Here is a 25,987-nt window from a genome sequence, read left to right on the forward strand (position 1 = left end):
TGAAGATATCCGTCGGGCCATTTACACCACCAATGCGATTGAGTCTCTGAACAGCGTAATACGGAAAGCACTCAAGAAACGTAAGATCTTCCCAAACGACGAGGCCGCAACCAAGATGGTGTATCTAGCGATCAAAGACGCAAGCAAGAAATGGACAATGCCCATTCAAAACTGGCGTCAAGCTATGAGTCGATTTATTATCGAGTTCGAGGAACGATTAGAAAAATACATTAACTAGATGGCAGATACACAGAATCTGTTACAGCCTCGAGGGGGATGCATAAACAACACGCTTGTTTGCGTGCTGTTTCGTTATGAAGAATAGACTATGTTACCTTTTCGCGTTTCGTTGCTAAGCTCAATCAGCTCCTCCAACGCGACTTTTGCGCTGTCTGATAAGGTCCAAACTGACAACATTCTCTGTAATGCAGCGCGGTACTCGTAGCGTTTCAATAATAAAAGAATAATCTTGTTGTGATGCTCTAACACATTCGTTTGTACTTCCAACAGCTCTTCTTTATTTTCAATCTCAATTTGCGTCAGCTTTTCATATAAATCGAACGCTTCTTCATACCAACAAGAAATCACTTCTCGCATTTCTAGCTCCTCCGGCGGAACTTCTTCTGAGGTTAGCACTCTTTCCGGTGGTACTGACGGTGTATATGTCGCATCTAAAGGGTGTTTAACAAATTTATACATTGAGCTCTCCACTACCGTGGCCTGTATACAGCTATATCAAACTATCGTCCTTATTCCACTGTATTTACGTGCTAGTAATTCGTACTGATAGATTACTTACAATAGAAGTATAGGAAACATTATTATAACTTCTAAGACCAACTACAATTTCTCACAGTTGAGACAAGTAGACCTTACTACTTTATGGCTAAATTTCTATATAAACAGTGAGCGATAACTCAATTGCCACATATTAGTGCATGCTATTCTAAAAACTAAATCTTTGTATAACAGTCACTTTATACTGAAACACTAACCATTAATCATATTAATTAATAAATTGAACACGCTTTAACATAAAGAAAATGAAGAGGATATTATTTTTTGCAAACCGCAACTTTGATATTCAGCTAACCTAAGACTAAAGTTAGTAACTAAGGGATAGGTTTTATAACATCGTTTATCTCTTAGAGTCATACAATACGTCAGTAGGTTACGGAGAGACCGCTATGCAAAAAGCATCACACGACGTTGGGATCTCAAAACAATACATACAAGCAGATTCCTTCAAACACGACCCCTATGCAATCTATATCAAGGATGTCACAGGCGTCGATCTACTCACCCCAGAACAAGAAGTATACTACGCAAGGCGCTCACGTGATGGCGACATCGCTGCTCGAGATGTGCTTATCGAATCAAACCTCAGATTAGTAGTAAAGATCGCCAAAAAATACGCTAAACGTGGTCAACAAAACCACAGCATTTTAGACCTAATTGAGGAAGGTAATATCGGCTTAATCAAGGCCATTGAAAAGTTTGACCCGGAGCTAGGATATCGGTTTTCAACTTATGCAGTGTGGTGGATTCGTGAATGTATCGAAACATCACTCATGAACAACTCGCGAACAATCAGACTACCTGTCCATGTTCAAAAGGAAATCTACAAACTATCTCGTGAGTCCCGAGAAGTGAGACAAGACCTAGAACGCGATCCGTCTATATCTGAATTAGCAGAATACTCCAACCGTAGTGTTAAAGAAGTCAATGAGCTCGTAGATTACAGTGGCAACATTTCTACAAAATCAACGGTAGAACATGTGGAGAGTGCCCCACTCCCACTTGAGCAGATCCCAGCAGAGAACACCAATAATCCTAATGCGATTTGCGAAAAGAAAAAGTTAATCACAAAACTTGAAAGTGTCATACACAAGTTGCCTGACAGGTACAAAGAAATCATTATCTGCCGATTTGGTTTGTTTGGTCACGATATCAAAACGCTTAACGATCTTGGAGAGGAACTCAATTTATCAAAAGAGCGCGTTCGTCAATTACAAACAGAAGGGCTCAAAAAGTTGAAATTCAAACTTACACATGATGGTTGGTAGTACATATTTTTCTAAACTGTACTAAACACCCTGTTTTAAAACAGGGTGTTTTCATTTAAATATTTAACCTTATCAGTAATCATGTTTTTATAGAGAACGGTCGTATTATTTTATAAAGATTAATTCCTCTAAAATATAGAACCACAACCTATTGGATAATATAAACATTGTCTAATTGAATTATGCAAGTATGTCATCAATACTTAAGCAGTATCTAATATGAAAGGATAGGTTTATCATGGAAGAACGCGTAGCCATGTAGAAAGTGGCAATCGCAAAGCCGTTCGGGACGAACAGCAAAAAGTTGACTCAACATCCGAAAAAGAAGGAAAAACTATTCATTCCTATCGCCAATATTTCGACTTAGGTCTTGTCGGTATGGCACTCCTTTCAAAGTCTTTACAAATAAAAGAAGCCAATAAGGAACTCGCTCAGTTACTAGGGTATGAAGCTAGAGAGTTAATCAATCGTTCGTTAAATGAGTTTATTCACTTAGAAGATCGTTGTGCACAATTAAGCAACTTCGACAAACTTATAAAACGAAAATTTAGAGCTTATCGAGGGAACCTAAAACTCATAAATCGTCATGGTGTTAAGGTTTATGCCACAATTTCTGCGACGCTTAATAGTACGCATGAAACAACAGAAAATCAGATACTTATATTCATAGACGACCGAACTCAAGAAGTTGCTTCCAATAAAAGCTTAAAGCATGCTCTGATTAAACTACGCAAAGCCGAAGGGATTGCTAAGGTCGGCCACTGGAGTTACAGGCTCTCAGATCACTTTATTACTTGGTCAGACCAACTTTGGTCTATTTTTGAACGAGACCCACAAGACACTGTTATCACTAACGAAAAGTTGATGTCCTGGATTAGACCAGATTACGTTGAGCAGTACCCTAAGATATTTGCCAAGATGTTAGAGATGCGTCCTGGTAGCAAAATAGATGACATTATCTATCCAATCTCCACGCCAAATGGTCAAGAGAAATGGATTCAAGTCAGTCTAGAAGCGGAGTTCGACGAAAACGGACAGCCTCAGCACTTTTTTGGTATCGTTCATGATATTACAGACTCTTATACACATATGCAGTCTATTGAAACACTAAATAATGAACTGTCACGCTCAAATGAAGACCTAGAAAGATTCGCGTATGTCGCTTCTCATGATCTCAAGGCTCCGTTAAGAGCCATTAAGAACCTCGCCTCTTGGGTATCAGAGGATTTACAAGATGTTGCTGACTTCAACTCTAAGCGCCACCTTGCTCTGCTAGAAAATCGAGTACAAAGAATGGAGGGACTGCTTGATGGGTTACTTCAATATTCCCGGGTGGGCCAGGTAGAAGCCGATATCACGTGCATCAACATGTCTGAGTTTATTGCTGAGATATGGAATGTACTTATCACCTCTAGTGAAATCAACGTAGGCCTACAAGCCAAGATTGATATAGCATGTGTCAACACAGCACAAACCCCATTACACCTTATCCTGACCAACCTTCTCGGTAATTCCATTAAACATGGTGGCAGAGACTTAGATAATATAAAAATACACGTCGAAAAAGTTGATTCCAACTATATAAGAGTCAGTATCGAAGACAATGGCCCCGGCATTGATCCTCGTGATCACGATAGAGTGTTCGAACTATTCCAATCCTTGACACCCAACGATGAGGTAGAAAGCAGTGGTATTGGGCTATCGATTGTTAAGAGGACAATTGAACAGTACCAAGGAAGTATTGAACTAGCGTCTAACCCTTCGATAACCAAGGGCACACTCATCAGCTTCACATGGCCAGTATTCCAGTAAGGGTGAAGGTATTAATGAAAATTTTAATCATAGAAGATGATTGCGTTGACCAAGAAAAAACCCGTAGAGATTTGTCCTCTTTAAACCATCTATCATTAAGCTATGCGACCAGTGGAACCAGCGCTTTGCTCTTGGTCGCTAATGAATCTTTTGACTGCATCTTGTTAGACTATCAATTGAGTGACTACGATGGTTTAAAGTTAATGGCGTTAATCAAACAGTTCGGAAGTTCATCCATCACACCTATTATTTTCTTAACCGGTCAGGGTAATGAAGAGATTGCTGTTAAAGCCATAAAATCAGGTGCCTCTGACTACCTCGTCAAAGGTCACTATGAACCCTCTGAACTGCTAATAGCCATCAAAAATGGCATTACCGCTGCAGAACAAGACCTAAAAAAACGTCAACTTCAAGAAGAAATAGAAAAAACAGAGCTCATTAACCCCGCCAGTGGCTTAGGGACTCAGTTATTAATGAATAACGACTTGCGGTTAACCGTAGAGCGGGCAAAAAGAACGAATAGTCAGTTCATCTTCGCTACTTTCACACTACACAATAAGCTCACGCTAAGTGGCACTATGCCTAACAATCACTTACACAACATCATTAAAATGACTGGAGAGACGTTAAAACAGGTAGATGTTACTGATTCTTTCTATCAGACGGGACAAACAGAGTTTTCGGCAATCATTAACTCAGTTCAAACACGCGAAGACGCTCAGGGATTGATTGGACGGTTAATAACCTCGATTAATTACCAGTTGCAGGTGCGAGGAATAGAGTGCGAACTAACAGTCAATGCAGGACTAAGCCAGTTCCCCTATGATGGCTTTGATAGTATTGAAATCATGAAATCCGCATTTCAACTACAATACAATTTAAACAGCCTACATTAATATATTTTCAGTAGGCTCCGCTTCCTATTTTTTTGTTCCTGCATCTGTGACATCGCCTTCGCCACCGTCACTTGGTAATTACTCGCATCGTTCTTCGCTATTCCCCAACTCCATCCAAGTCGAGGGTAGGAATCTTTATAAGCATTATGAAACTTCTTATTGATGTCTTTCATTCGCATCAATATCGACTCCATTGATAGCTTGCTGTCACATAATATGACGAACTCATCTTTGCCTAGCCTTGCAATGAAGTCTTCGTATCTAAAAGAGTTATCAATAAGATCACCAAACTTCTTGAGCACTAGGTTGCCTTCAACATGCCCATACAGATCATTGACGTATTTAAACTCATCTAGGTTAATGTATATCAAGTGTTCATTAGAATTGACTGATGCTTGCATATGCTCGACAAACGAAAATTTATTGTTCAATCCAGTTACTTCACAGGTTCTGTTTCTTTTTTCTGAAATGAACTCGTTCGAACTAACAAAATAGTCATAATTATCGTCATCTTTGCCTAGTTTGACGAAGTTCACCACCAGATAACCTTCTTTGCTAAAGAACTCGATGGAATTGGGCCCAGATTGATTGGTCGCTGAAGTATTAACCATCTTTTTTGACAATAATTGAAGCTTCTCTGTGTAATCAAGTTGGTTAGTATTGTTCTCCTTCGCCCCATCAACCACGTTATTACTATCAATCCAGTCACAAAATGTTTTATTGATGTAGATACACGCCCCTACGCTGTCAACGGCAATCACATATCCAGGAAATCTTTGTTCAAAATGTTCTTGGGAATCTATCATCATGCTCATCCAAAACCCCTTTCCAATAGAAGCGTCATCTCAGTGAATACTGGTTCAGTATCAATCCTTGTACTTGCAATAAGTAAGTTAGTACATCAGGGGATATTTCAAGTTTAAATCGTTAACTATTCGGTTTTTGTAAAACTTGAGTAACAACGAACAAGCAAAAATGAAAACGCTTACACCACAAAGCATACCAGTTGCATATGTGCACAATGTTTGTTCGTGATACTTGTCGCAAAAACATGAAATACAGTTGTAAGCATGGGATATAAAAATACTATGAAGACATCAAATTTATAAATTATAAAAATATAAAATGAGTGTAGACACAAATAATCGCGAAGAGCTAACGTCGTTCAGAAAGCTTTGCCACTACCCCGCTAAGTCCGAGCATGAATCAGAGTTGATCGAGGTGTTAAAAGTGTGGTTCAAAGATGGATTTGAACCCCTGATTAAATTAAAGGCCTCCTCTATAGAAGATAAAGAGAAGTACATTGATATTCAGACTAAAGTGCTTGAGCGAACAGACAAGATTGTTTTCTTACTGCTGCAATCTGAGGTGTACCGTAACGCGCTGAAAAGCATCCTTGATTCCTGGGAGCCCTGTGAGGAGTCAGATTACATAAGAGAACTACTCATATTGTCTGAAGAGAAAAAAGCATCCACTCTCAATTAAGCACTCATACCGTCATATCAAGCTCCTTGTATTGTAGAACTTGATTTATGTTCTCCCTTTTTTGATATTCGCTGATAGGCAGTGGGCGGGAGAAAATAAAGCCTTGGACATAATCTACTCCTATCCCCTTCACAACATTTAACTCTTCCTCTAACTCAACACCCTCAGCAACGACTTTAATCCCAAGCGCATGAGACAACTCAGTTAACATCTTCACTGCAAAGAATTTGTGTTTAATCAGATGGATATCTTGAATAAACTCTCGATCAATCTTGAGCACGTCAAAGGTAAAATCATTAAAGTAACTAAATGACGAGCTGCCCGTACCAAAGTCATCAACCGCTATACCTATGCCGGCTTGTCGCATCGCATTGATCAAAGCGGAATTTTCGACCGCACTGCCGAAATAATTACTCTCGGTAATCTCTATGGTGATATCAAAATCATGGTACTTGGCTGCATTTATCAAACGATACATATCACTTAAATACTGGGAGCCCTGCTCGTGGTCAGCTAATGAGCAGTTAATAGAAAGCGACAGCTTATCGGTACTGAGAGGAACCAGTTCACTGAATAATTCAATGGCATGGCTACATACCATTTTATCAATCGCATGAACCACTCCAAGTGATTCAGCTGTGCTTATCAACTCTTGAACACTGTAATCGCCACCAGCCGTGTTAAAACGACATAATGCTTCAAATTTCTCAATCCGCCCTGTTTTGAGGGAAACAATCGGTTGGAAGTGAACATCAATATCACTGGTTCTGACCGCTTCAATAACTTCCTTCTCGATTTTCCTGGTTCTGACAGAGTTCTCAAACTGACTCTGTTCGTAGAAATTAATATTCGCTTCTCTTCGATCATGAGTCATCATCGCTTTGATACTATGATCTATCACTTCATCTATTGAGCTTTCACCCAACCCGTATACATCAGCCCCAACAAACCCATTTTGGACATCCCGATAGATACTCTCGTCCACATAACGTTTTAATGTGCGTTTAAATGAGCGAATGGATTTCGCAAAGCCACCTTTTTCATACAAGGTCGAGTCTGAATCAAGTAACACCAGTAAACTAGTATCGTTCCTAGTCCCAACGACCCAGTTCAAATCAGTATGCATCATTGCTATAGCGAGAATTCTTAGCTTCAGCATATAGGAAGAGCGGCAAAAATCAGGCTGAAGCGACATAAGTACAGATAGGCACTGTGTGGAAGCACGGTCACGCGCTACTGCATAAAACTCTTGTTCACTCAAAATATGAACGTCTTCCAAAGAATAGATATTATCTTCGGTGATGTTCGCATGACTGCTAATTGAGAGGCGACCAACATAGATAAACTCATGGGCACTCAAATTCACCTTGTCGATCTCAAGTTCATGAACAGCATGTTCACCTAAACGCCTTTGATATTCGATATACCCTAGCCAATGCTGTTCTTGTTGGAAGCTAGAGCGCATAGAACCAAGTAACTTTTTGGCGTTTTTTAATAAGTTGAGTGAACGAATATCTTTGCCAATACACTCAATAGGTTTGAGATTAAGACTCTCAAGAAATGCATTGTTTGCCTCTAATACAGTGCAGTTAGAATCACAAACAAACATCCCTTTTCTTGAGTCACTCACGAGGCTTTCAACGATCGTCGCCGAATCTGCTACATAGTGAGATTGAGCAATCGGCTCAATAAAACCAGCTAAAGTTTCTTGACTCGATATCCAAGCGACAAAGCGGAAATAGGTTGGTATGTCTTGCGAGCGGGCTATAAGGCAAGTTACAAACTCATTACTCTGCGAGTATTGGCGATGTCTTCTAAAAAACTTGAGGAGTTTCTGTTTTGACCCTGTAGATAAGGTTCCAACAAAACTTTGAAATGAGAACGCATCAGAGATGCTAAATTGCCCGGTTTCACAATCCACAATTCTAGTTCGTAGGTTATAAGACCAATGAACCATTGAGGAACTCCACTCTACTTTTACCATAACGCACAATCCTTGTATTCATCAGTGGTGAAAACGATATCCTCAAAACTAAGTGCTGAGGGTGATGTAGGAACTTCGGTTGCAAGCAAGGTGACTCTTAGTCTTTCCAAAATAGCTCCTAACCTTTTTGTAAATATTAAAGAGCACCGCCGCCATAGCTGTTCCAAAGCTTGGTGAAGCCAGCTGCAGAAAATGGTACGCCTCTATTGGTGTCTTTGTACGGTATATGTATGGAGACAGTCGATGCGCGTTTAAACTCATTTACCACATAACTGGTGCCCGTTGCTGTTGCTATCGTGTAGTAGGCATAGTTAATCAGGTTACAAGCTGCGTTGAATCTGACGTTCTGACCATTCACCTTCAATACTGCAGTCTCACCGCTTCGATGTGTAGCTTCACATGGATACGTTGTCACTATGTACAACTGCTGCTGACCATCAGTGTTATAACCTACGCGAGCATCAAAGATGTGGTGTGTGTTCAAGCGACTACTCGGGTCTGGAAAAAATTGAACAGACGAGTTAGCCAAACCGCTTTCTTCAGAGTCTGAGAAAGACTGGCCGCTTATTTGAGTGTACGGGTACCAATCCTGGAACAGCTCTGACTCAGGATCGTCAAGGTATTGGTCCCAACTCACTACAATTGGTGAAAAAGCGATTGTTGTCGCCAATAACGCTGCTTTGACTGTTTTCATGGTGGCATGCCTTCTGACGTCATTAGAGCGACAACACCCTGCCCTAGGTATTTATTATTTATTGGTGAGAACCAATCTCGACAATCGATAAAACCGGTATCTTAATCTTCACACTCTCCCAATTGGTCCATTGATTCGAATGTTCTGCAATTAAACGGTTGATACTCCTAGATTGAGCAACCTGTCGTGTTGGTCATTTACAGCAGCTTAGTAAACTCGATGCATGAATCAATAATTTCTTGAATTCGAATTTTCCTTTCCTAATTTAATGAACAAGAAAAGAGATCGAAGGGATTGAGTGATCATGAGTTCAAAAGAAGGGAAAATTTTGATTGCAGAGCCTTGTCGGAGTGCAGCAGAACTACTTTCACATTCGTTGAAAGAGGTAGGTTACTTTGATCTCGATTTAGCGTTCAACACTCAAGACGTCTCTAGACTTTGTAAGAAGTACCATTACGCCTTGCTGATTATTGACTATCACTTAGACAAAACGTTGAGTGGCACAAAGTTACTGCAATCACTAGAACAGGCGAAGCTACTCGCTAAAGATTCCAGTGTGCTTTTCACCTCATCTGACAGTCAAATGTCGACCATTCTAAGCGCCATATCCGGCCATAGAGCTTCTTTCTTGCTTACCCCTTACTCCAAGCAAGTTCTGCAAACGAAAGTACAAGAGCTGTTAGTCGTTCAAAGATCCTTCAAAGAGATCTACAAGCACTCATGCAACTTCGATTTTAACAGTGCTCTTAGAGAAGCATGGAAAACGACGCACAAGGTAAGAGAAAACAGCCGCCCTATCGACTATATCGTGCAATATTTCCGCTCGAACAAGGATTGGGCTGGATTACGGACGTTTTGCTATCGATGCGAAGGGATTCCTAACCTTGTTTTGTTCGAGATCGAAGCGAGTTTTCGACTTAACGAAACAGCGCTAAAGGAGGCGCTAGAACGCACTAAGTTATACATACAGGAGCACCCCATACATATTGAAGCCTACGATTTCATGTTTGAGCTTTATCTACAACAGGGCGAGTACGATTTGGCGTTAAAGGCTTATGATATTGCTATTGAGCTCAACCCACACGTCCCTCAAAGACCACTAGATTATCTAGAACTGATGGTGACTAAACGGTGTGGAGACTATGAAAAATTCATGCGGTTATCAAAGCTGTTTCTCAATAGTTTAACGACAAATGATAACGACTGGATGGCAATGCTGGCAGTTCACCTCAGACTTTCGGAAATTGTGTTTTCCAGGTTGGGACAGCGATCCAATCAAGAGCAGTTCCTAAAACACCTCGACCGAACTCTTTCCCTGTTTTCCCAACAACTGAACGGAATGGACAGCACTAACTTTAAGATTTTAAGATCTCTATCCCTAGCCAAAATTACTATGTTCAACGGCCAATGGGTTCGCGCTAAAAAAACGTTACTGGATGAAGTCTATCCGCATATTGATAAGCTAACTTCTCTTTCGAACATCGTTAAGCTCGACTTGCTGGTTTTTGCAATGACCATTGGTGAATTCTGGCTGGCACAGAAAACCATCAATAGCATGGGAACCATTTCACTCGATAATCGATATATCACCAACTCCATTAAGTACATCAACAGCATCAAAAGTCACTATATGACGTACGCCTACTTAGTCAGAAAAATGAATCATAAAACTGATAACAAAGCCAAGCTTCCCTTCGATGTTGTTTACAGCACCATCAACGCCTACCCAATATCTTCAGAGACGAATTTACTGCTTTTAAAGTACTGCATAAACAACACCAATCAATACTGCGACCTTCTGTTTTACCAAGGCTCTAGAATTGTCAAAAATATTAGTTTAACGGACAGCTTGTCGAGAGAAAGAGACATTACATTGAGCAAACTGGTAAGAGACAAGCCAGAACTGGCTAAGCCGTGCGACCAAAGCCAGTTTATTCTCAAAGACACCATGTCGAGAGATATTTTGCTCCACCACAACAACGCAATTTCGACCATATAAAGAGGACCGCACTATGATCGATATGAACCAAATCAGAGAAATTTTTGAGCAAGATGATGAGTCGATCAATCTGATACTATCAATGTATATCGAGGAGTATCATAGCGCTCACAAGAACATTGAAGAGCTGTACTCGAAGCAGAAATGGGATGACCTTTACATGCTGACTCACTCTCTCTATGGAACCCTTGCTGGTCTATCTGAGGAGAACGTTTCGTCCCACCTCAAAAATATTGAAAACGACATCAGAATGAACTGTGAGCCTAATATAGAAGACATCAACTTATCAGTAACTGGGCTGCATAAAATCAAGGAAGAGATCAGTTCTTATCTGTAGTTCCAAAAGAGATACTGACCAGTTACACATTCGAACACTTTCTTAAGGTCATTCATTACTTTTTTATAAATTTAAACCTAGATTACATGATAGCTTTATGTCTCCTTATACATTGCACCTCATAGAGCTCTCATGTCTTCAAAATTAAGAATTAGTATTGCTGCGCTATGCGCTTCTTTTGCAGCGAGTGTTGCTGCTGCTCCAACTATTGTCCCGCAAGCACCTGCCGTTTCCGCTAAAGGCTATGTTCTACTCGATTACAACTCTGGGCAAATCATTGCTGATAAGAGTGCCCACACGCCTCTAAAGCCAGCCAGCCTAACCAAGCTTATGACCAGTTACGTAACCGGTCGTGAAATGAAATCAGGCAATATCGCGATGGACGATAAAGTTGTGATCAGCAGAAATGCATGGTCAAGAAACTTTCCCGACTCCTCCAAGATGTTTATTGAAGTGGGAAAAACGGTTGAAATGTCTGACCTATTTCGTGGTCTGATTGTTCAATCGGGAAATGACGCATCGGTAGCGATTGCGGAACACGTTGCTTCATCAGAGCAGTCTTTCGTTGACTTGATGAATGCATGGGCGAAAAAGCTTGAGTTAAACAATACTTACTTTGAAAACTCACACGGATTAGATACGCCAAACCAAGCCTCTACCCCTTACGATATCGCAAAGCTAAGCCAAGCATTGATTCGCGATTTACCAGATCTTTACCCTATCTATAGCGAAACGTCATTCTCTTATAACGGCATCACACAAAACAACCGTAACCGACTCCTTCACGATAGATCGATCAATGTAGACGGACTGAAAACAGGCTACACCTCTGGTGCAGGCTATAGTCTCGTTACCTCTGCCACTCAAGGTGATATGCGCTTAATCTCGGTAGTTATGGGCTCAAACAGTACTAACTCTCGAGCCGCTGAGTCTAAAGCATTGTTGAACTACGGCTTCAGATTCTTCGATACTGTTAAACCACATCAGATGAATGAAACAGTCATTGAACAACGCTTGTATATGGGCAGTGAAAATCAAGTCGCACTTGGCCTGAGCGAACCTATCTACATTACTACGACACGCGGTGAACGAGCACATATTCAAGCTGAAGCGAATGTGAATTCAACACTCAAAGCCCCGATTTCAAAAGGGCAAGTTCTGGGTACCGTTGACTACCTAGATCGCAGTGGCGAAGTCATTAAAAGTGCAGACTTAATTGCGTTAGCCGACGTGGAAAAAGGCGGCATTTTCAAGCAGTTGTTAGACTGGATTAAGTTGCTGTTCGTCTAGTACGAAAATTTATGTCTTGCAAAAATGGTCAGCAATGCTGACCATTTTTTACTTCTAGGCTTCTAAAAGTTACTTATTGAAACGATTCGCGGTCCAAACATAAAGCAGCTCCAGCGCGATAGTCGCTCCAGCTAAAGCAGTGATATCACTTTGGTCATACGCTGGAGACACTTCCACAACGTCCATGCCCACAATATTCACGCCTTGTAGGCCACGGATGACCTTCAGAATCTTGTCGGTGTTCAAGCCACCACAAACGGGTGTACCCGTCCCTGGAGCGAAAGCAGGATCGAGACAATCAATATCAAACGTTAGGTACACAGGTTTGTTCCCTATCGTTTTTTTGATACTAGCGATAATCTCATCAACGCTCATATCGTTGGCTTGCATCGCGTCAATGACGTTGAAACCATGCCCTTCTCTCGTGTACTCAGTACGAATACCAATTTGAACCGAATGCTCAGCTGAAATCAGCCCTTCATTTGGTGCGTGGTAGAACATGGTTCCGTGGTCAAAGCGACTGCCTTGCGCATAGGTATCGGTATGAGCATCAAAGTGAATCAATGCCATTTCACCATACTTCTTATGGTACGAGCGCAAGATTGGCAAGGTCACAAAGTGATCTCCACCTAACCCAAGCATTGTTTTGCCGCTTGCTAGAATCGCATCACAAGCCGCTTCAAGGCGCTGTGTTAGGTCTTCAGCATCCCCCGTGTCAAAGACCAAGTCACCCGCATCAATCACCTTAGTATGTTCGAAAACATTGAAGTCCCAAGGAAACTTCTTGCTCTCCCACGATAGGTTTACTGAGGCACGACGAATCGCATCAGGACCCATTCTCGCACCCGCACGTCCAGACGTTGCCATATCGAACGGCGCACCGAGAACGACGATATCGGCTTCAGCATCAACGGGGTTTTGCACCAGCGGGCGCCTCATAAACGTCATCGCATTGGAATACAATGAATAATCCGTTTTAGTGAAAAGGTCGTTCATCAAAAATCCTCTAAATAGGTATAACCTTGCAAGCCTTGTTCGAGTTCTTGCAACACGTTCTCTTGTTCTTCATCTGGGACTTTGTCTGTCACCATATCGCGATAGTGTTGACGAATTGAGTCCACGTCGATATGCACGTAGCGCATCATGTCTTCTACTGTGTCGCCTTCATTGATGAAGTTGATTTGAGACTCACCGTTCTCATCAACATTGACTACCACACTGTGGGTATCCCCAAACAGGTTATGCATATCTCCCAAAATTTCTTGATAGGCTCCCACCAAGAAGAACCCCATCAAATACGGCTCATCTGGATTCCATGCTGGGACTGGTAACGTCGTTTCAATCCCTTGACCATCGACGTATTGGTCAATGGTGCCATCAGAATCACAGGTAATATCCAATACAACTGCTCGACGCTCATCAGCATTATCTAAACCACTCAACGGCAGTACAGGGAACACTTGGTCGATACCCCATGCATCAGGTAGTGATTGGAACAAAGAGAAGTTCACAAAGAACTTGTCTGCTAAACGCTCACTCAGTTCATCAAGAATCGGCCGGTGATAGCGGTTTTTGGTACTCATGCGCAAACTCAATTCGTAGTTAATACGCAAAGACATCTCTTCCGCCCACGCTCTGTGATGAAGGTTCACCATGCCTGCTGCGAACTGATTATGTACCTCTGCCAAGTCGTTTTGTGTGCCATTGTAAATTTCAATCAGCGCTCTATCGTCATTGCCATCACGCAGTGCTAGGAAGTTGTCCCACATGTTCTGCAGCACAAGCGGTGAGTCTTCATCAGGAGCGGTAACTTCACTCGGCGCATAGCTTTCGGTACCAATAACATTGGTGATCAATACCGCATGGTGCGCAGTCAAAGAGCGACCCGATTCAGAAATAATCACTGGCATCGGCTGCTCGTATTGCAGACAAACATCTCCAATGGTCGTCACGATGTTACGTGCATATTCCAGCAAACCGTAATTCATCGAGTTAGATGATTGACTACGCGTGCCATCGTAATCGACGGCTAAGCCGCCACCAACATCGACGTACTTAAGCTCAGCGCCAATATCTCTTAGCTCACAATAAAAGCGTGCAGCTTCACTTACCCCGTTGCGTACGTCACGAATGTTTGCCATTTGAGAACCTAGGTGGAAGTGCACCAGCTCCAACGCATCGAGCTGGCCTTCAGCTTTGAGACGATTAATGACGGTTAATACCTGAGAAGCCGCCAAACCGAACTTGGACTTTTCACCACCACTTGCTTGCCACTTGCCTGCTCCTTGAGATGCAAGACGAATACGAACGCCTAGACGAGGCTTCACGCCCAAGGCTTTCGCCTCTTCAAGCACCAAATCGAGCTCGGACAGCTTCTCTAATACGATAAATACTTTATGCCCAAGCTTCTCACCGATTAATGCCAAACGAATGTATTCCCGGTCTTTGTAACCGTTACACACGATGACCGAACTCGCCTTTTGAGCCAATGCGAGTACGGCAAGCAGTTCTGGTTTACTGCCCGCTTCAAGACCCAGTTGTTTTTGTTCGAGTTTTGCTTGGCTCTCTAAGATCTCATCTACTACTTCTTTTTGTTGGTTAACTTTAATTGGGTAGACGAGAAGATAGCGATTGTCGTACTCGTACTCTTCAATCGCTTGGTTAAACGCATTACAAATGTTGTGCACGCGTTGATGAACGATTTGAGGGAAACGAACCAACGCTGGCAGGCCAATGTTTCGTTGTTGTAATTGACCGACGATGTGACTCAGCGGCACTTGATGTTGGTGCTCACTAGGGGAAACATACACTTCGCCATCATCGTTGATGCCGTAGAAGCCTTGGCTCCAGTGCTTTACATTGTACTCAGCGCGAACGCGCTCTAAATTGCCTGACTGTTTCAAATCGATAGCCTCTTGCTCTTTGTAAATAAATCACAGGCCAGCATAAGAAAACCCCTAAAAATCAAAGGGGCAACACCTAACATTCAACGCTGCTGCGCGATATGTTGGCCGCATTAACTAATAATGTTATCAAGGAGTCCAATTGAAACTTTTATTCGTCACGACAAATAAAACTGGTCCTCTTAACGACAGGGAACACAACAACGCAAAGTAAGTATACGAAACATAAAAAAAGTTGGATCGAAATAAACCAGTGGCTCAGAAACACGACCGCAAGCAGACAACGTTTTAGGTCAAAAAGAAAAGAGCAGCACGAGGCTGCTCAATGAATCAACTAAATAGACTCGGTTACTTACTCAGGACTCTTTCTATTTCGGCAAGACTGGTTGGGTCATCAATGGTAGAAGGCACTACATACTGCTCACCATCGGCAATCTGTCTGATAGTTCGACGTAAGATTTTCCCTGAACGGGTTTTAGGTAATCTATCGACCACTTTCGCGTGTTTAAAACACGCAACCGCGCCAATCTCAGAGCGAACTTTATTGACCAGTTCGCCTTCAAGTTCAAGGTCGTCGACATTGACCCCATCTTTGAGTACCACAAAGCCAAGTGGCAACTGCCCTTTAATATCATCGTGCACGCCTACTACCGCGCATTCCGCAATCGCAGGGTGACCACCTACGATTTCTTCCATCTCACCAGTAGACAGACGGTGACCAGCCACATTAATCACATCATCGATACGCCCCATGATGAACAAGTAGCCATCTTCATCCAGATAACCACCATCACCCGAAACGTAGTAGCCCGGAAACTGGCTTAGATATCCGGTTTCAAAGCGATCATGATTACGCCATATCGTCGGTAAACAACTTGGCGGAAGCGGACGCTTCAATGCAACGAACCCTTGTTGATTAGCTGACGCGGTCTCTCCTAACTCATTCAAGATCTCCACCTGATAACCCGGTATCGGTTTAGTGGCAGAGCCTGCTTTCACCGGTATCATCTCAATGCCCGTTGGGTTGCCCGCAATTGCCCACCCCGTTTCGGTTTGCCACCAGTGGTCAATCACCGGTTTATCGACTTTGCTCTCTACCCACTCCAAAGTCGGTGGATCAAGTCTTTCTCCTGCCATAAAGATAGAGTGCAGTTTTGATAGATCATATTGCTTGATGAACTCGCCCTCTGGGTCTTCTTTTTTAACAGCACGGAAAGCCGTTGGCGCAGAGAACAGTACGTCGACTTTGTACTCCTCACAAACACGCCAGAACGCACCTGGATTAGGGGTTCTAACAGGCTTGCCTTCATAAAGGATGGTCGCACAACCATGGATTAACGGTGCATACACAATATAGGAATGGCCAACAACCCAACCTACATCTGACGCGGCCCAAAACACACCATCTTGAGGCACGTTGTATATTGAGGTCATGGAATACTTCATCGCTACGGCATGACCACCATTGTCACGCACCACGCCTTTCGGTTTACCTGTTGTGCCAGAGGTATACAGGATATAAAGAGGATCTGTCGCAAGTATTGGGACACACGCATGAGGCAAAGCCTGCGCGTATTCTTGCTGCCAATCTAAATCACGCTCAAGACTAAGTTCGGCTTCACACTGTGGGCGCTGAAGAACAAAGACTTTCTCTGGTTTCCAACGACTGTCCATAATGGCTTTGTCGACCATTGGTTTGTATGGAATCACCTTATTGATTTCGATGCCACAAGATGCCGACATGATGACTTTGGGTTCCGCATCTTCGATTCGAACTGCTAACTCATTCGGGGCAAAACCGCCAAATACGACCGAATGAATCGCACCCAATCGAGCACACGCCAGCATCGCCATTGCTGCTTCTGGGATCATCGGCATGTAGATGACGACACGATCGCCTTTGGTTACGCCTTGATTGGAAAGCATGCCCGCGATCTTTGCCACTTGGTCACGCAGTGCTTGATAGCTGTACGTTTGTTTTTGACCCGTCACTGGTGAGTCATAAATCAAAGCAGTTTTATCGCCTCTGCCTTGCTCACAATGATAGTCCAACGCGAGCCATGACGTGTTCAACACGCCATCAGGGAACCAGCGCTCAATGCCATGTTCATCAGCTTGTAAGATGGTGTTTGGCACTTCAAACCACTCGATGTTTTCAGCTTGAGCACGCCAAAAGTTTTCCGGTTCATTTTGTGCCCAAAGGTATTCTTTTTGATATGCAGACATATTGCTTCCTCCAGTATGTCCTGACATTGCATCACTACCATGCAATTGTGTTATTCAAAGACATTGGAGGGAACACGCACAAAGCCCTCCATCAGTATTCTCGCGCTGCGGCTCATGATGGCTTTCTCAACCACCCAACCTTGTTCTGTTTGTTTGGCTTTTGCCCCCACCTTAAGCGTCCCTGATGGATGCCCAAACGTCACTGATTCTTTCTCTCCGCCACCAGCCGCTAAGTTGACTAAAGTCCCTGGGACGCATGCCGCGGAGGCAATGGCGACCGCTGCAGTTCCCATCATGGCATGGTGAAGTTTGCCCATAGATAACGCTCGGACGAGAATATCGACCTCACCTGCTTCTACAGTTTTACCACTCGACGATAAATAGGATTTAGGTTGAGAAACAAACGCAATCTTAGGCGTGTGTTGACGTGTTTGAGCCTCTTCGAGCGAATCAATAAGACCCATTTTTAACGCACCATGAGCACGAATAGATTCAAACCTCGCAAGTGCAGATTCGTCGTTATTGATGTCATCTTGAAGCTCGGTACCTTGGTAGCCAAGTGCTTCTGCATCTATGAAGATCGTCGGTATACCAGCGTTGATGAAGGTGGCATTGAAAGTCCCAACATCCGGTACGACCAAATCGTCTACTAGATTGCCCGTCGGAAACATGCTGCCTTCGCCATCAGTAGGGTCGACAAAATCAACTTGGATTTCTGCCGCGGGGAACGTCACACCATCAAGCTCAAATTCCCCAGTTTCTTGAACGAAACCATTTGCGATCGGCACATGAATCAAAATGGTTTTTCCAATATTTACCTGCCATACGCGAACAGTAACGATGCCGTTTTCGAGAATACGATCTTCGTCGATCAACCCTGCATGAATGGCGAAAGGTCCGACTGCAGCAGAAAGATTGCCACAGTTACCACTCCAATCGACAAACGGCTTATCTATCGATACTTGCCCGAACAGGTAATCAACGTCGTGATCGGCTCGCTGACTACGCGACGCAATCACAGTTTTACTGGTGCTGGAAGTTGCGCCGCCCATGCCATCAATTTGTTTAGCGTACGGATCTGGACTGCCAACCACACGAAGTAGCAGTTTGTCTCTTGCCTCGCCTGCGACTTGCGCTGGTTGTGGCAAGTCTTCAAGGTTGAAGAACACACCTTTGCTCGTACCGCCGCGCATGTAAGTCGCCGGGACTTTGATTTGGCTTTGCATCTTGCTATCCATATCTTGCTCCGTTATTGCGCTATTTTTTATTGAGCTAACTATTGCGAAAGGAAGTCTTGAGCAAAGCGCTGTAACACACCGCCCGCTTTATACACATGAACTTCATCTTCGGTATCGAGTCGACAAGTCACCGGCACATCGATCTTTTCACCATTTGCACGTGTGATGACCAACGCCAAGTCAACGCCGGGAGTGATATCGCCGATAACGTCATAAAGTTCAGTGCCATCTAATTCGAGCGTCTTTCGGTTCACGCCATCTTTAAATTGCAGAGGAAGTACGCCCATTCCGACTAAGTTGGTACGGTGAATACGCTCAAACCCTTCAGCGACAATGGCTTCTACACCCGCCAAGCGAACGCCTTTCGCCGCCCAATCTCGCGACGATCCTTGACCATAATCCGCACCTGCGACCACGATAAGCGGTTGCTTGCGATTCATGTAAGTCTCAATCGCTTCCCACATGCGTGTCACTTTGCCTTCAGGTTCGACTCTCGCTAACGATCCTTGCACGACTTCGCCATTTTCCTTGACCATTTCGTTGAACAGTTTTGGATTAGCGAAAGTGGCGCGCTGCGCGGTTAAGTGATCGCCTCGGTGAGTCGCGTATGAGTTAAAATCTTCTTCTGGTACACCCATCTTCGCGAGGTATTCACCTGCGGCGCTGCTTGCCAAAATTGCGTTCGACGGCGACAAATGGTCGGTTGTAATGTTGTCACCTAGAACGGCGAGAGGACGCATTGAAGCTAGAGTTCGCTCACCCGCTAAAGCACCTTCCCCCTCTTTTTGCCAGTAAGGAGGTCGACGGATATACGTGCTCATCGGGCGCCAATCGTAGAGCGGATTCGGGTTACGAGCCTCATCATTCAGTTTGAACATTTGAATGTAGACTTGATTAAACTGCTCTGGCTTAACGTATTCACCCACCACAGCATCAATTTCTTCATCCGTTGGCCATAAGTCGTTGAGATAAACCGGCTTGCTATCTTTGTCTGTGCCTAAAGAGTCACGTTCGATATCAAAACGAATCGTACCGGCTAACGCGTAAGCAACGACCAAAGGTGGCGATGCTAAAAATGCTTGTTTTGCGTAAGGATGAATTCGACCATCAAAGTTGCGGTTACCAGAAAGTACCGCCGTTGAATACAGATCTCGGTCGATGATTGCTTGTTGGATTTTTGGGTCAAGTGCACCACTCATACCGTTACAGGTTGTACACGCATAAGCGACGATACCAAAACCAAGCTTTTCTAGTTCAGGGAGTAAGCCAGACTCTTCAAGGTAGAGTCGTGCCACTTTAGAACCCGGAGCAAATGAAGACTTCACCCAAGGTTTGCGTACCAAGCCAAGCTCATTCGCTTTCTTAGCAACCAAACCCGCTGCCACAACGTTTCTTGGGTTACTGGTGTTGGTACAAGAAGTAATCGCCGCGATGATCACCGCCCCATCTGGAAGCTCGCCTTCTTTTTCTTGCCACTCGCCAGAAACGCCGCGCTCAGCAAGCTCTGAAGTAGGCAAACGACGGTGAGGATTAGATGGACCAGCCAGATTGCGGCCGACTTGGGACAAATCAAACTCAAGCACACGTTCGTAAACGGCCGTGTCTAAATCATCAGCCCATAGACCAGTTTGCTTGGCGTACTTCTCGACCAAGTCGACCTGTTGTTCGTCACGCCCCGTCAGTTTGAGGTAATTAATGGTCTGCTCATCAATGTAGAACATCCCAGCGGTTGCGCCGTATTCTGGTGTCATGTTTGAGATGGTCGCACGGTCGCCAATGGTTAGGTCTTTCGCCCCTTCACCAAAGAACTCGAGATAGGATGAAACCACGCGTTGATATCGTAGGAACTCGGTAATCGCCAGCACGATATCGGTGGCGGTAATACCCGGTTGACGCTTTCCAGTCAGCTTCACGCCAACAATGTCTGGCAGACGCATCATCGACGGACGACCAAGCATAACCGTCTCCGCCTCTAAACCGCCGACACCAATCGCAATAACGCCAAGAGAATCAACGTGAGGTGTGTGACTGTCTGTGCCGACACAGGTATCTGGGTAAGCAATGCCTTGCTTGGCTTGCACAACTGGAGACATCTTCTCCAAGTTGATTTGGTGCATGATGCCGTTACCCGCAGGAATAACACTGACGTTTTCAAACGCCGTTTTACACCATTCAATAAAATGGAATCGGTCTTCGTTTCTACGCTCTTCTATCGCGCGGTTTTTCTCAAACGCCTCTGGATCAAAGCCTGCGTGTTCAACTGCCAGTGAATGGTCGACAATCAATTGCGTTTCAACCACTGGGTTTACTTTCGCTGGGTCACCGCCTTGCTCGGCAATCGCATCACGCAAACCCGCAAGGTCGACTAAGGCAGTTTGTCCAAGAATGTCATGACAAACCACGCGCGCCGGATACCAAGGAAAATCAAGGTCACGCTTGCGTTCAATCAACTGCTTTAAGCTATCAGTGAGCGTACTTGGATCGCAGCGACGAACCAACTGCTCAGCTAAAACGCGTGAGGTGTATGGGAGCTTTTCATAGGCTCCCGGTGATATATCATTAACCGCTTCTCGAGTATCAAAGTAATCGAGTTGAGTGCCTGGAAGAGGCTTGCGATATAACGTATTTATATTTGAGGTTATGCTCATAAACTTGATTCCATTCCATCTGCATTACTATCGTTGCTCGATAGGCACCCAGTCTTGATGATCCGGTCCGGTATAATCCGCACTTGGACGAATGATTCGGTTGTTAGCACGTTGTTCATACACGTGCGCCGCCCAACCTGTCAGTCGGCTCATTACAAAGATTGGCGTAAACAATTTGGTTGGAATATCCATGAAGTGGTACGCCGAAGCATGGAAGAAGTCAGCATTACAGAACAAACCTTTCTCGCGCTTCATGACGGATTCCACGCGCTCAGAGACGGCGTAAAGATGCGTATCACCCACCTCTTTCGATAGCGTTTCTGACCAGCATTTAATCACTGCATTTCGTGGGTCACTTTCGCGGTAGATCGCGTGACCAAAGCCCATGATTTTATCTTTGTTCTCTAGCATCTGCAGAATGTTGGCTTCTGCTTCATCTGGCGTTTGCCAATCTTGAATCATCTCCATCGCCGCTTCGTTAGCTCCACCATGAAGAGGACCACGCAACGTGCCAATCGCTGCCGTGATACAAGAATGAAGATCCGAAAGTGTCGAAGCACATACGCGCGCAGCGAATGTTGAGGCATTAAACTCATGCTCTGCATAAAGAATTAAAGAACAGTGCATCACCTTTTTGTGCGTTTCGCTTGGTGCTTTATCGGTAAGCAGCTTTAGGAAGTAGCCACCAATGCAGTCTTCGCTGTTATCATGAGTTTTGATTCGCACGCCATCGTGGCTGAAGCGATACCAGTAACAAATGATGGCTGGGAAAAGCGCCAGCATTCGCTCAGTAGCATGAAGCTGTTGTTCGAAGTCCATTTCTTGCTCTAAGTTACCCAGCATGGAGCAACCTGTACGCATAACATCCATTGGATGGGCATCAGCAGGAATAAGCTCTAACGCTTGTTTAAGTTCTGCTGGTAAGCCACGTAGGCTGAGCAGATGGGTCTTATAAGCATCAAGCTCTTGCGTGTTAGGCAGGTGACCGCGTAACAATAAGTGCGCGACCTCTTCAAATTGAGCATGATTGGCCAGATCAGTAATATCATAACCACGATATGTTAGACCCGTCCCCGTTTTACCGACCGTACATAAAGCGGTGCTTCCAGCGCTTTGACCACGTAGACCTGCGCCACCTATCTCAGCTTTCTTTTCTACAGAATGAGGCATTGTTGAACTCCTTTTCTGTCTGATTTGGCTCTATTACTGATCTCTTTTGAATCAGGCTCTTTTTAAATCAGACAATTTTCACGTTATTGGATTAGAGATTCCGTTTATCTATCTTTATCTTGGGCTTCCGTTTGTTTCTTTTTGACCTTATTTACCCTCTGAGAACAGCTTGTCTAGCTTATTCTCGTAGTCGTGGTAATTAAGGTACTCATACAGCTCTTTTCGTGTCTGCATCGAATCAAGCAACGCTTCTTGGTTACCTACTTCTAGCAAGTGTTTGTAAACCATTTCGGCGGCTTTATTCATTGCCCGGAATGCGCTCAATGGGTACAGAACCATGTCCACTTTAGATTGCGCTAGCTGTTCACAGCCGTAAAGCGGTGTTTGACCGAATTCGGTGATATTGGCAAGGATCGGCACGTACTTCCCTGTGACTTGTTCTAGCGCTGTCGAAAACTGTTTATACTGGTCTAGCTGATTCATCGCTTCTGGGAAGATCATGTCTGCGCCTGCTTCCACACACGCAATCGCACGTTCAATCGCGCTGTCCATGCCTTCCACCGCTAGCGCATCGGTACGAGCCATAATGACAAAGCTCTCGTCATTACGCGCGTCTACCGCCGCTTTCACTCGGTCGACCATTTCTTGTTGGCTCACAATCGCTTTATTTGGACGGTGACCACAACGCTTCTGCGCTACCTGGTCTTCCATGTGCACTGCCGCCGCTCCCGCTTTTTCCATCGCTTTAATGGTGCGAGCGATGTTAAAAGCACCACCAAAGCCGGTATCAATATCAACCAATAACGGCAAGTCACACGCATTGGTGATGCGGTCTACATCTACCAAAACATCGTTCAGCGTTGTGATGCCAAGATCTGGCAAACCGTAGGATGCGTTAGCGATGCCGCCACCCGACAAATAGATAGCTTGGTGACCCAAATTTTTCGCCATCATGGCGCAGTATGGGTTAATGGTACCGACGATCTGCAGTGGGTTATTTTGCTCAATGGCGAGTCTGAACTTCGCCCCCGGAGATAAGCGCATGACAATGTCCTTCTAGTCTTGTTCTTTCGTTTCGGAATCTGAAATCTGTAGTTCAATGAGTTTGCGGCTACCAGAGATGTGTCTTCTCATCAGCATTTCTGCCAGTTCTTCATCACGCTTGCGAATCGCTTGCAGAATGAATTTGTGTTCGTTAAGTGCTTCATTAGGGCGAGATTGCGCACGCGGTGATTGGTAACGATACATGCGCAACAAGTGATACAGCTCGTCGCAAAGCAGAGAGATAAGCTTACTGTTTCGACTCGCTTGAATGATTCGATAATGGAAGTCGAAGTCACCATGCTGGTGGAAGTAAGACGAACCTTCGACTTCGTCGATATGTTTGGAATGTGTCGACAATAGCATTTCCAAACTCAGCAACTCTTCTTGAGTGATATAACGAGCAGCAAGCCTTGCAGCCATGCCCTCTAACGCTTCGCGGACTGAATACAATTCGATGAGTTTTTCTGGAGAGAAAGTGATAACACGAGCGCCAACATGCGGAATGCGCTCAATCAAGCCAAGCCCTTCAAGGCGCATCATGGCTTCACGCAAAGGACCTCTACTCACTTGATATTTCTTAGCTAATTCAGGCTCTGAAATCTTACTGCCTGGTTCGATTTCACCACCAACGATCGCTTCCACCAATAGTTCAGTTAACGATTCTGACTTGGTATTTTCTTTGACCGATTCTGATGGTTTGCTTCGAGAACCTAACTCTATATTCATCTTCAACTAACTCACTTAAAGTAGAGATGTGTCTACAATCTCTTTTTGTTGAACATAAAATAGACGATCAAATTGTCGACAATCAAGTAAATTGTCGACAATTTAGACTAAGGTATGAGTTCCCACACTAACACAAGGGTTAAAAAAAGCTCAATATCGAAGGATTGGTGAATTAAAGAAATGAAATTGTAGACAACCAGAGATGAGAAGCGAGGCTCTTCTCCATACGATAGTTTATAAGGATTTGTCCATGCCTCTTAACTCGTTGTTCAGCTTTGACACGAAAGCCAAATCTTTCAAAAAACGGTCGAGCCGTGATGCTGACATTGGAATAAAGAACGCCAATGCCTTGATGCTTCGCTTGTTGGAAGATCTTCTCCATAAGCAAACGACCAACACCCTTTCCTTGGTATTCGTGATGACAAAAGAAGTGATCGATAAGCCCGTCTGGCTGCAGGTCAGCATATCCTAGAACGTTGCCATCTTTCTCCGCAACAAATGGATTAATCTGCATCATTTTTAGTTTCCACCCATCAAGATCTCTTGTACTAGGGGCCCAAGCATCGAGCTGTTGCTGTGTATAATCTCGAACATTTACTTGATGAATGGTATTGAAGAAAAGATGCCACAGTGCTTCGGCATCACTTTCACGAAATTGCCTAATCGTCACCATCTCAGCTATTCTTCTTAATCGAATTATTGTTAGACAAGAGCCTTGCCATTTTATGGCCGATTGCGAAGCTAACAATAACAAGCGTTAAAACAATCAGCGCAGAGTAAACATGCCCTATAGTTGGTGAAACTCCCATTCCCCAAACAATTGAAAATACGAGTCCTTGATACGCTTCAACCGGCCACTGCTGAATAGAAAAGTGAGTACCACCTACCATGAAATAGGTAAACCCTATCAAGCTCAAAACCGCAAATATCACTCCAGTAAGATTCGCCTTGCTCATAGTTTATCTCTCTTCATCATCTTCAATCGTTATACGCACTAAGGTCTATTCAGGGCGAGCTAGTAGGATAAGCAACTCTGAGTTGTCTGCTAGTAGATCTTGAATAGTACAGCCATCTAACTCGGCCAAGAAAGCTAACTTTGCTTGCGCAAGTTTATTTTTCAATCGGCAAGCAGGAGTGATATGACAAAACTCAACAGAACAATTCACAAGATCGAGCGGTTCTAGCGCTCTTACTATCTCACCGACAGATATTTTTTCTGCCGGCTTACTCAATCTGACTCCCCCGTTTTTGCCACGAACAGTATGTAAATAGCCGAGCTGCCCAAGTCGATTAACCACTTTTACCATGTGGTTCCTAGAAACACTAAATAATTGAGATATCTCAGAAATATTACTGAGCTCTTCATCGGGCAATGAGGCGAGGAAAATCAGTGTTCGAAGTGAGTAGTCTGTAAAGCTGGTTAATTGCATATGTCATTATTCAGAATGGTAAGGCTATAAAATAGTGTA

Annotated in this window: 23 protein-coding genes; 8 read left to right on the forward strand and 15 right to left on the reverse strand. The window is 44.0% G+C overall.

The window, feature by feature from the left end:
* Positions 1 to 238: transposase (locus tag DPF91_RS19595; protein ID WP_164684205.1), on the forward strand; the 238-nt coding region annotated here is incomplete at its 5' end.
* 74 nt (positions 239 to 312) lie between these two features.
* Here the strand turns inward: DPF91_RS19595 and DPF91_RS19600 are convergent.
* A complete protein-coding gene (locus DPF91_RS19600; RefSeq protein ID WP_117236132.1) occupies positions 313 to 699 on the reverse strand; it encodes a hypothetical protein in 387 nt (128 codons plus the stop codon).
* Positions 700 to 1,187: 488 nt separating this feature from the next.
* Between DPF91_RS19600 and DPF91_RS19605 the strand changes: the two genes are divergently transcribed.
* The 3 genes from DPF91_RS19605 to DPF91_RS19615 all read left to right on the forward strand — a co-directional run bounded on the left by DPF91_RS19605 (position 1,188) and on the right by DPF91_RS19615 (position 4,774).
* The gene (locus DPF91_RS19605) at positions 1,188 to 2,066 is read left to right on the forward strand and encodes a sigma-70 family RNA polymerase sigma factor (protein ID WP_117236133.1); all 879 of its coding nucleotides are present in this window, start codon (positions 1,188 to 1,190) and stop codon (positions 2,064 to 2,066) included.
* A gap of 336 nt (positions 2,067 to 2,402) precedes the next feature.
* Positions 2,403 to 3,878: a sensor histidine kinase gene (locus DPF91_RS19610; RefSeq protein WP_277392960.1), complete on the forward strand. Its 1,476-nt coding sequence runs from the start codon at positions 2,403 to 2,405 to the stop codon at positions 3,876 to 3,878.
* Positions 3,879 to 3,892: 14 nt separating this feature from the next.
* Positions 3,893 to 4,774, forward strand: a complete 882-nt coding sequence (locus DPF91_RS19615) for a response regulator (protein ID WP_164684241.1) — start codon at positions 3,893 to 3,895, stop codon at positions 4,772 to 4,774.
* Here the strand turns inward: DPF91_RS19615 and DPF91_RS19620 are convergent.
* The gene (locus DPF91_RS19620; protein WP_117236136.1) at positions 4,771 to 5,589 is read right to left on the reverse strand and encodes a GGDEF domain-containing protein; all 819 of its coding nucleotides are present in this window, start codon (positions 5,587 to 5,589) and stop codon (positions 4,771 to 4,773) included. The two genes, DPF91_RS19615 and DPF91_RS19620, sit on opposite strands and share 4 nt — an antisense overlap.
* A gap of 310 nt (positions 5,590 to 5,899) precedes the next feature.
* Here DPF91_RS19620 and DPF91_RS19625 point away from each other — a divergent pair, with 310 nt between their 5' ends.
* Positions 5,900 to 6,259, forward strand: a complete 360-nt coding sequence (locus tag DPF91_RS19625; protein WP_117236137.1) for a hypothetical protein — start codon at positions 5,900 to 5,902, stop codon at positions 6,257 to 6,259.
* Positions 6,260 to 6,263: 4 nt separating this feature from the next.
* Here DPF91_RS19625 and DPF91_RS19630 read toward each other — a convergent pair whose 3' ends face one another.
* Both DPF91_RS19630 and DPF91_RS19635 read right to left on the reverse strand, forming a co-directional pair.
* Positions 6,264 to 8,243: a sensor domain-containing phosphodiesterase gene (locus DPF91_RS19630; protein WP_117236138.1), complete on the reverse strand. Its 1,980-nt coding sequence runs from the start codon at positions 8,241 to 8,243 to the stop codon at positions 6,264 to 6,266.
* A 136-nt stretch (positions 8,244 to 8,379) separates the two neighbouring features.
* Positions 8,380 to 8,937, reverse strand: a complete 558-nt coding sequence (locus DPF91_RS19635) for a hypothetical protein (protein WP_117236139.1) — start codon at positions 8,935 to 8,937, stop codon at positions 8,380 to 8,382.
* 304 nt (positions 8,938 to 9,241) lie between these two features.
* Between DPF91_RS19635 and DPF91_RS19640 the strand changes: the two genes are divergently transcribed.
* The 3 genes from DPF91_RS19640 to DPF91_RS19650 all read left to right on the forward strand — a co-directional run bounded on the left by DPF91_RS19640 (position 9,242) and on the right by DPF91_RS19650 (position 12,563).
* Positions 9,242 to 10,936, forward strand: a complete 1,695-nt coding sequence (locus tag DPF91_RS19640) for a response regulator (RefSeq protein ID WP_117236140.1) — start codon at positions 9,242 to 9,244, stop codon at positions 10,934 to 10,936.
* A gap of 13 nt (positions 10,937 to 10,949) precedes the next feature.
* Positions 10,950 to 11,273, forward strand: coding sequence for a hypothetical protein (locus DPF91_RS19645; protein WP_117236141.1), 324 nt, complete (start codon positions 10,950 to 10,952; stop codon positions 11,271 to 11,273).
* Between the two features lie 132 nt (positions 11,274 to 11,405).
* On the forward strand, positions 11,406 to 12,563 hold the full coding sequence (locus DPF91_RS19650) for a D-alanyl-D-alanine carboxypeptidase family protein (RefSeq protein WP_117236142.1): 1,158 nt from the start codon (positions 11,406 to 11,408) through the stop codon (positions 12,561 to 12,563).
* A gap of 69 nt (positions 12,564 to 12,632) precedes the next feature.
* Here DPF91_RS19650 and speB read toward each other — a convergent pair whose 3' ends face one another.
* The 11 genes from speB to nsrR all read right to left on the reverse strand — a co-directional run bounded on the left by speB (position 12,633) and on the right by nsrR (position 25,948).
* On the reverse strand, positions 12,633 to 13,559 hold the full coding sequence (gene speB, locus DPF91_RS19655; RefSeq protein WP_117236143.1) for an agmatinase: 927 nt from the start codon (positions 13,557 to 13,559) through the stop codon (positions 12,633 to 12,635).
* Complete coding sequence (gene speA / locus DPF91_RS19660; RefSeq protein ID WP_117236144.1) at positions 13,559 to 15,466, reverse strand: arginine decarboxylase; 1,908 nt, start codon at positions 15,464 to 15,466, stop codon at positions 13,559 to 13,561. The genes speB and speA overlap by 1 nt, the downstream gene beginning before the upstream one ends.
* A 348-nt stretch (positions 15,467 to 15,814) precedes the next feature.
* Complete coding sequence (locus tag DPF91_RS19665; RefSeq protein WP_164684242.1) at positions 15,815 to 17,692, reverse strand: propionyl-CoA synthetase; 1,878 nt, start codon at positions 17,690 to 17,692, stop codon at positions 15,815 to 15,817.
* 50 nt (positions 17,693 to 17,742) lie between these two features.
* A complete protein-coding gene (gene prpF, locus DPF91_RS19670; protein WP_117236146.1) occupies positions 17,743 to 18,930 on the reverse strand; it encodes a 2-methylaconitate cis-trans isomerase PrpF in 1,188 nt (395 codons plus the stop codon).
* A gap of 38 nt (positions 18,931 to 18,968) precedes the next feature.
* Positions 18,969 to 21,578 (reverse strand): Fe/S-dependent 2-methylisocitrate dehydratase AcnD, encoded by a 2,610-nt coding sequence (acnD, locus tag DPF91_RS19675; protein WP_164684244.1) that lies wholly within the window; start codon positions 21,576 to 21,578, stop codon positions 18,969 to 18,971.
* 27 nt (positions 21,579 to 21,605) lie between these two features.
* The gene (prpC, locus tag DPF91_RS19680; protein ID WP_117236147.1) at positions 21,606 to 22,748 is read right to left on the reverse strand and encodes a bifunctional 2-methylcitrate synthase/citrate synthase; all 1,143 of its coding nucleotides are present in this window, start codon (positions 22,746 to 22,748) and stop codon (positions 21,606 to 21,608) included.
* A gap of 147 nt (positions 22,749 to 22,895) precedes the next feature.
* Complete coding sequence (gene prpB / locus DPF91_RS19685) at positions 22,896 to 23,792, reverse strand: methylisocitrate lyase (protein ID WP_117236148.1); 897 nt, start codon at positions 23,790 to 23,792, stop codon at positions 22,896 to 22,898.
* Positions 23,793 to 23,804: 12 nt separating this feature from the next.
* Positions 23,805 to 24,518 (reverse strand): GntR family transcriptional regulator, encoded by a 714-nt coding sequence (locus tag DPF91_RS19690; protein WP_117236149.1) that lies wholly within the window; start codon positions 24,516 to 24,518, stop codon positions 23,805 to 23,807.
* A gap of 172 nt (positions 24,519 to 24,690) precedes the next feature.
* Complete coding sequence (locus DPF91_RS19695) at positions 24,691 to 25,191, reverse strand: GNAT family N-acetyltransferase (RefSeq protein ID WP_117236150.1); 501 nt, start codon at positions 25,189 to 25,191, stop codon at positions 24,691 to 24,693.
* Position 25,192: 1 nt separating this feature from the next.
* On the reverse strand, positions 25,193 to 25,474 hold the full coding sequence (locus tag DPF91_RS19700; protein WP_117236151.1) for a hypothetical protein: 282 nt from the start codon (positions 25,472 to 25,474) through the stop codon (positions 25,193 to 25,195).
* Positions 25,475 to 25,519: 45 nt separating this feature from the next.
* A complete protein-coding gene (nsrR, locus tag DPF91_RS19705; protein ID WP_117236152.1) occupies positions 25,520 to 25,948 on the reverse strand; it encodes a nitric oxide-sensing transcriptional repressor NsrR in 429 nt (142 codons plus the stop codon).
* Between the last annotated feature and the right edge of the window lie 39 nt (positions 25,949 to 25,987).

Origin of the sequence: Vibrio maerlii, assembly GCF_003415655.1 — a bacterium.
Classification (GTDB): Bacteria; Pseudomonadota; Gammaproteobacteria; order Enterobacterales; family Vibrionaceae; genus Vibrio; species Vibrio maerlii.

Bases quoted from the DNA above. Each gene is read 5' to 3' on its own strand.
- DPF91_RS19625 (WP_117236137.1), top strand. From the start codon at position 5,900: ATGAGTGTAGACACAAATAATCGCGAAGAGCTAACGTCGTTCAGAAAG.
- DPF91_RS19690 (WP_117236149.1), bottom strand. From the start codon at position 24,518: ATGAATATAGAGTTAGGTTCTCGAAGCAAACCATCAGAATCGGTCAAA.
- DPF91_RS19600 (WP_117236132.1), bottom strand. From the start codon at position 699: ATGTATAAATTTGTTAAACACCCTTTAGATGCGACATATACACCGTCA.
- nsrR (WP_117236152.1), bottom strand. From the start codon at position 25,948: ATGCAATTAACCAGCTTTACAGACTACTCACTTCGAACACTGATTTTC.
- DPF91_RS19615 (WP_164684241.1), top strand. From the start codon at position 3,893: ATGAAAATTTTAATCATAGAAGATGATTGCGTTGACCAAGAAAAAACC.
- DPF91_RS19640 (WP_117236140.1), top strand. From the start codon at position 9,242: ATGAGTTCAAAAGAAGGGAAAATTTTGATTGCAGAGCCTTGTCGGAGT.
- DPF91_RS19635 (WP_117236139.1), bottom strand. From the start codon at position 8,937: ATGAAAACAGTCAAAGCAGCGTTATTGGCGACAACAATCGCTTTTTCA.
- prpF (WP_117236146.1), bottom strand. From the start codon at position 18,930: ATGGATAGCAAGATGCAAAGCCAAATCAAAGTCCCGGCGACTTACATG.
- DPF91_RS19620 (WP_117236136.1), bottom strand. From the start codon at position 5,589: ATGAGCATGATGATAGATTCCCAAGAACATTTTGAACAAAGATTTCCT.
- DPF91_RS19605 (WP_117236133.1), top strand. From the start codon at position 1,188: ATGCAAAAAGCATCACACGACGTTGGGATCTCAAAACAATACATACAA.
- prpC (WP_117236147.1), bottom strand. From the start codon at position 22,748: ATGCCTCATTCTGTAGAAAAGAAAGCTGAGATAGGTGGCGCAGGTCTA.
- DPF91_RS19665 (WP_164684242.1), bottom strand. From the start codon at position 17,692: ATGTCTGCATATCAAAAAGAATACCTTTGGGCACAAAATGAACCGGAA.
- DPF91_RS19650 (WP_117236142.1), top strand. From the start codon at position 11,406: ATGTCTTCAAAATTAAGAATTAGTATTGCTGCGCTATGCGCTTCTTTT.
- acnD (WP_164684244.1), bottom strand. From the start codon at position 21,578: ATGAGCATAACCTCAAATATAAATACGTTATATCGCAAGCCTCTTCCA.
- speB (WP_117236143.1), bottom strand. From the start codon at position 13,559: ATGAACGACCTTTTCACTAAAACGGATTATTCATTGTATTCCAATGCG.
- prpB (WP_117236148.1), bottom strand. From the start codon at position 23,792: ATGCGCTTATCTCCGGGGGCGAAGTTCAGACTCGCCATTGAGCAAAAT.
- DPF91_RS19630 (WP_117236138.1), bottom strand. From the start codon at position 8,243: ATGGTAAAAGTAGAGTGGAGTTCCTCAATGGTTCATTGGTCTTATAAC.
- DPF91_RS19695 (WP_117236150.1), bottom strand. From the start codon at position 25,191: ATGGTGACGATTAGGCAATTTCGTGAAAGTGATGCCGAAGCACTGTGG.
- DPF91_RS19700 (WP_117236151.1), bottom strand. From the start codon at position 25,474: ATGAGCAAGGCGAATCTTACTGGAGTGATATTTGCGGTTTTGAGCTTG.
- DPF91_RS19645 (WP_117236141.1), top strand. From the start codon at position 10,950: ATGATCGATATGAACCAAATCAGAGAAATTTTTGAGCAAGATGATGAG.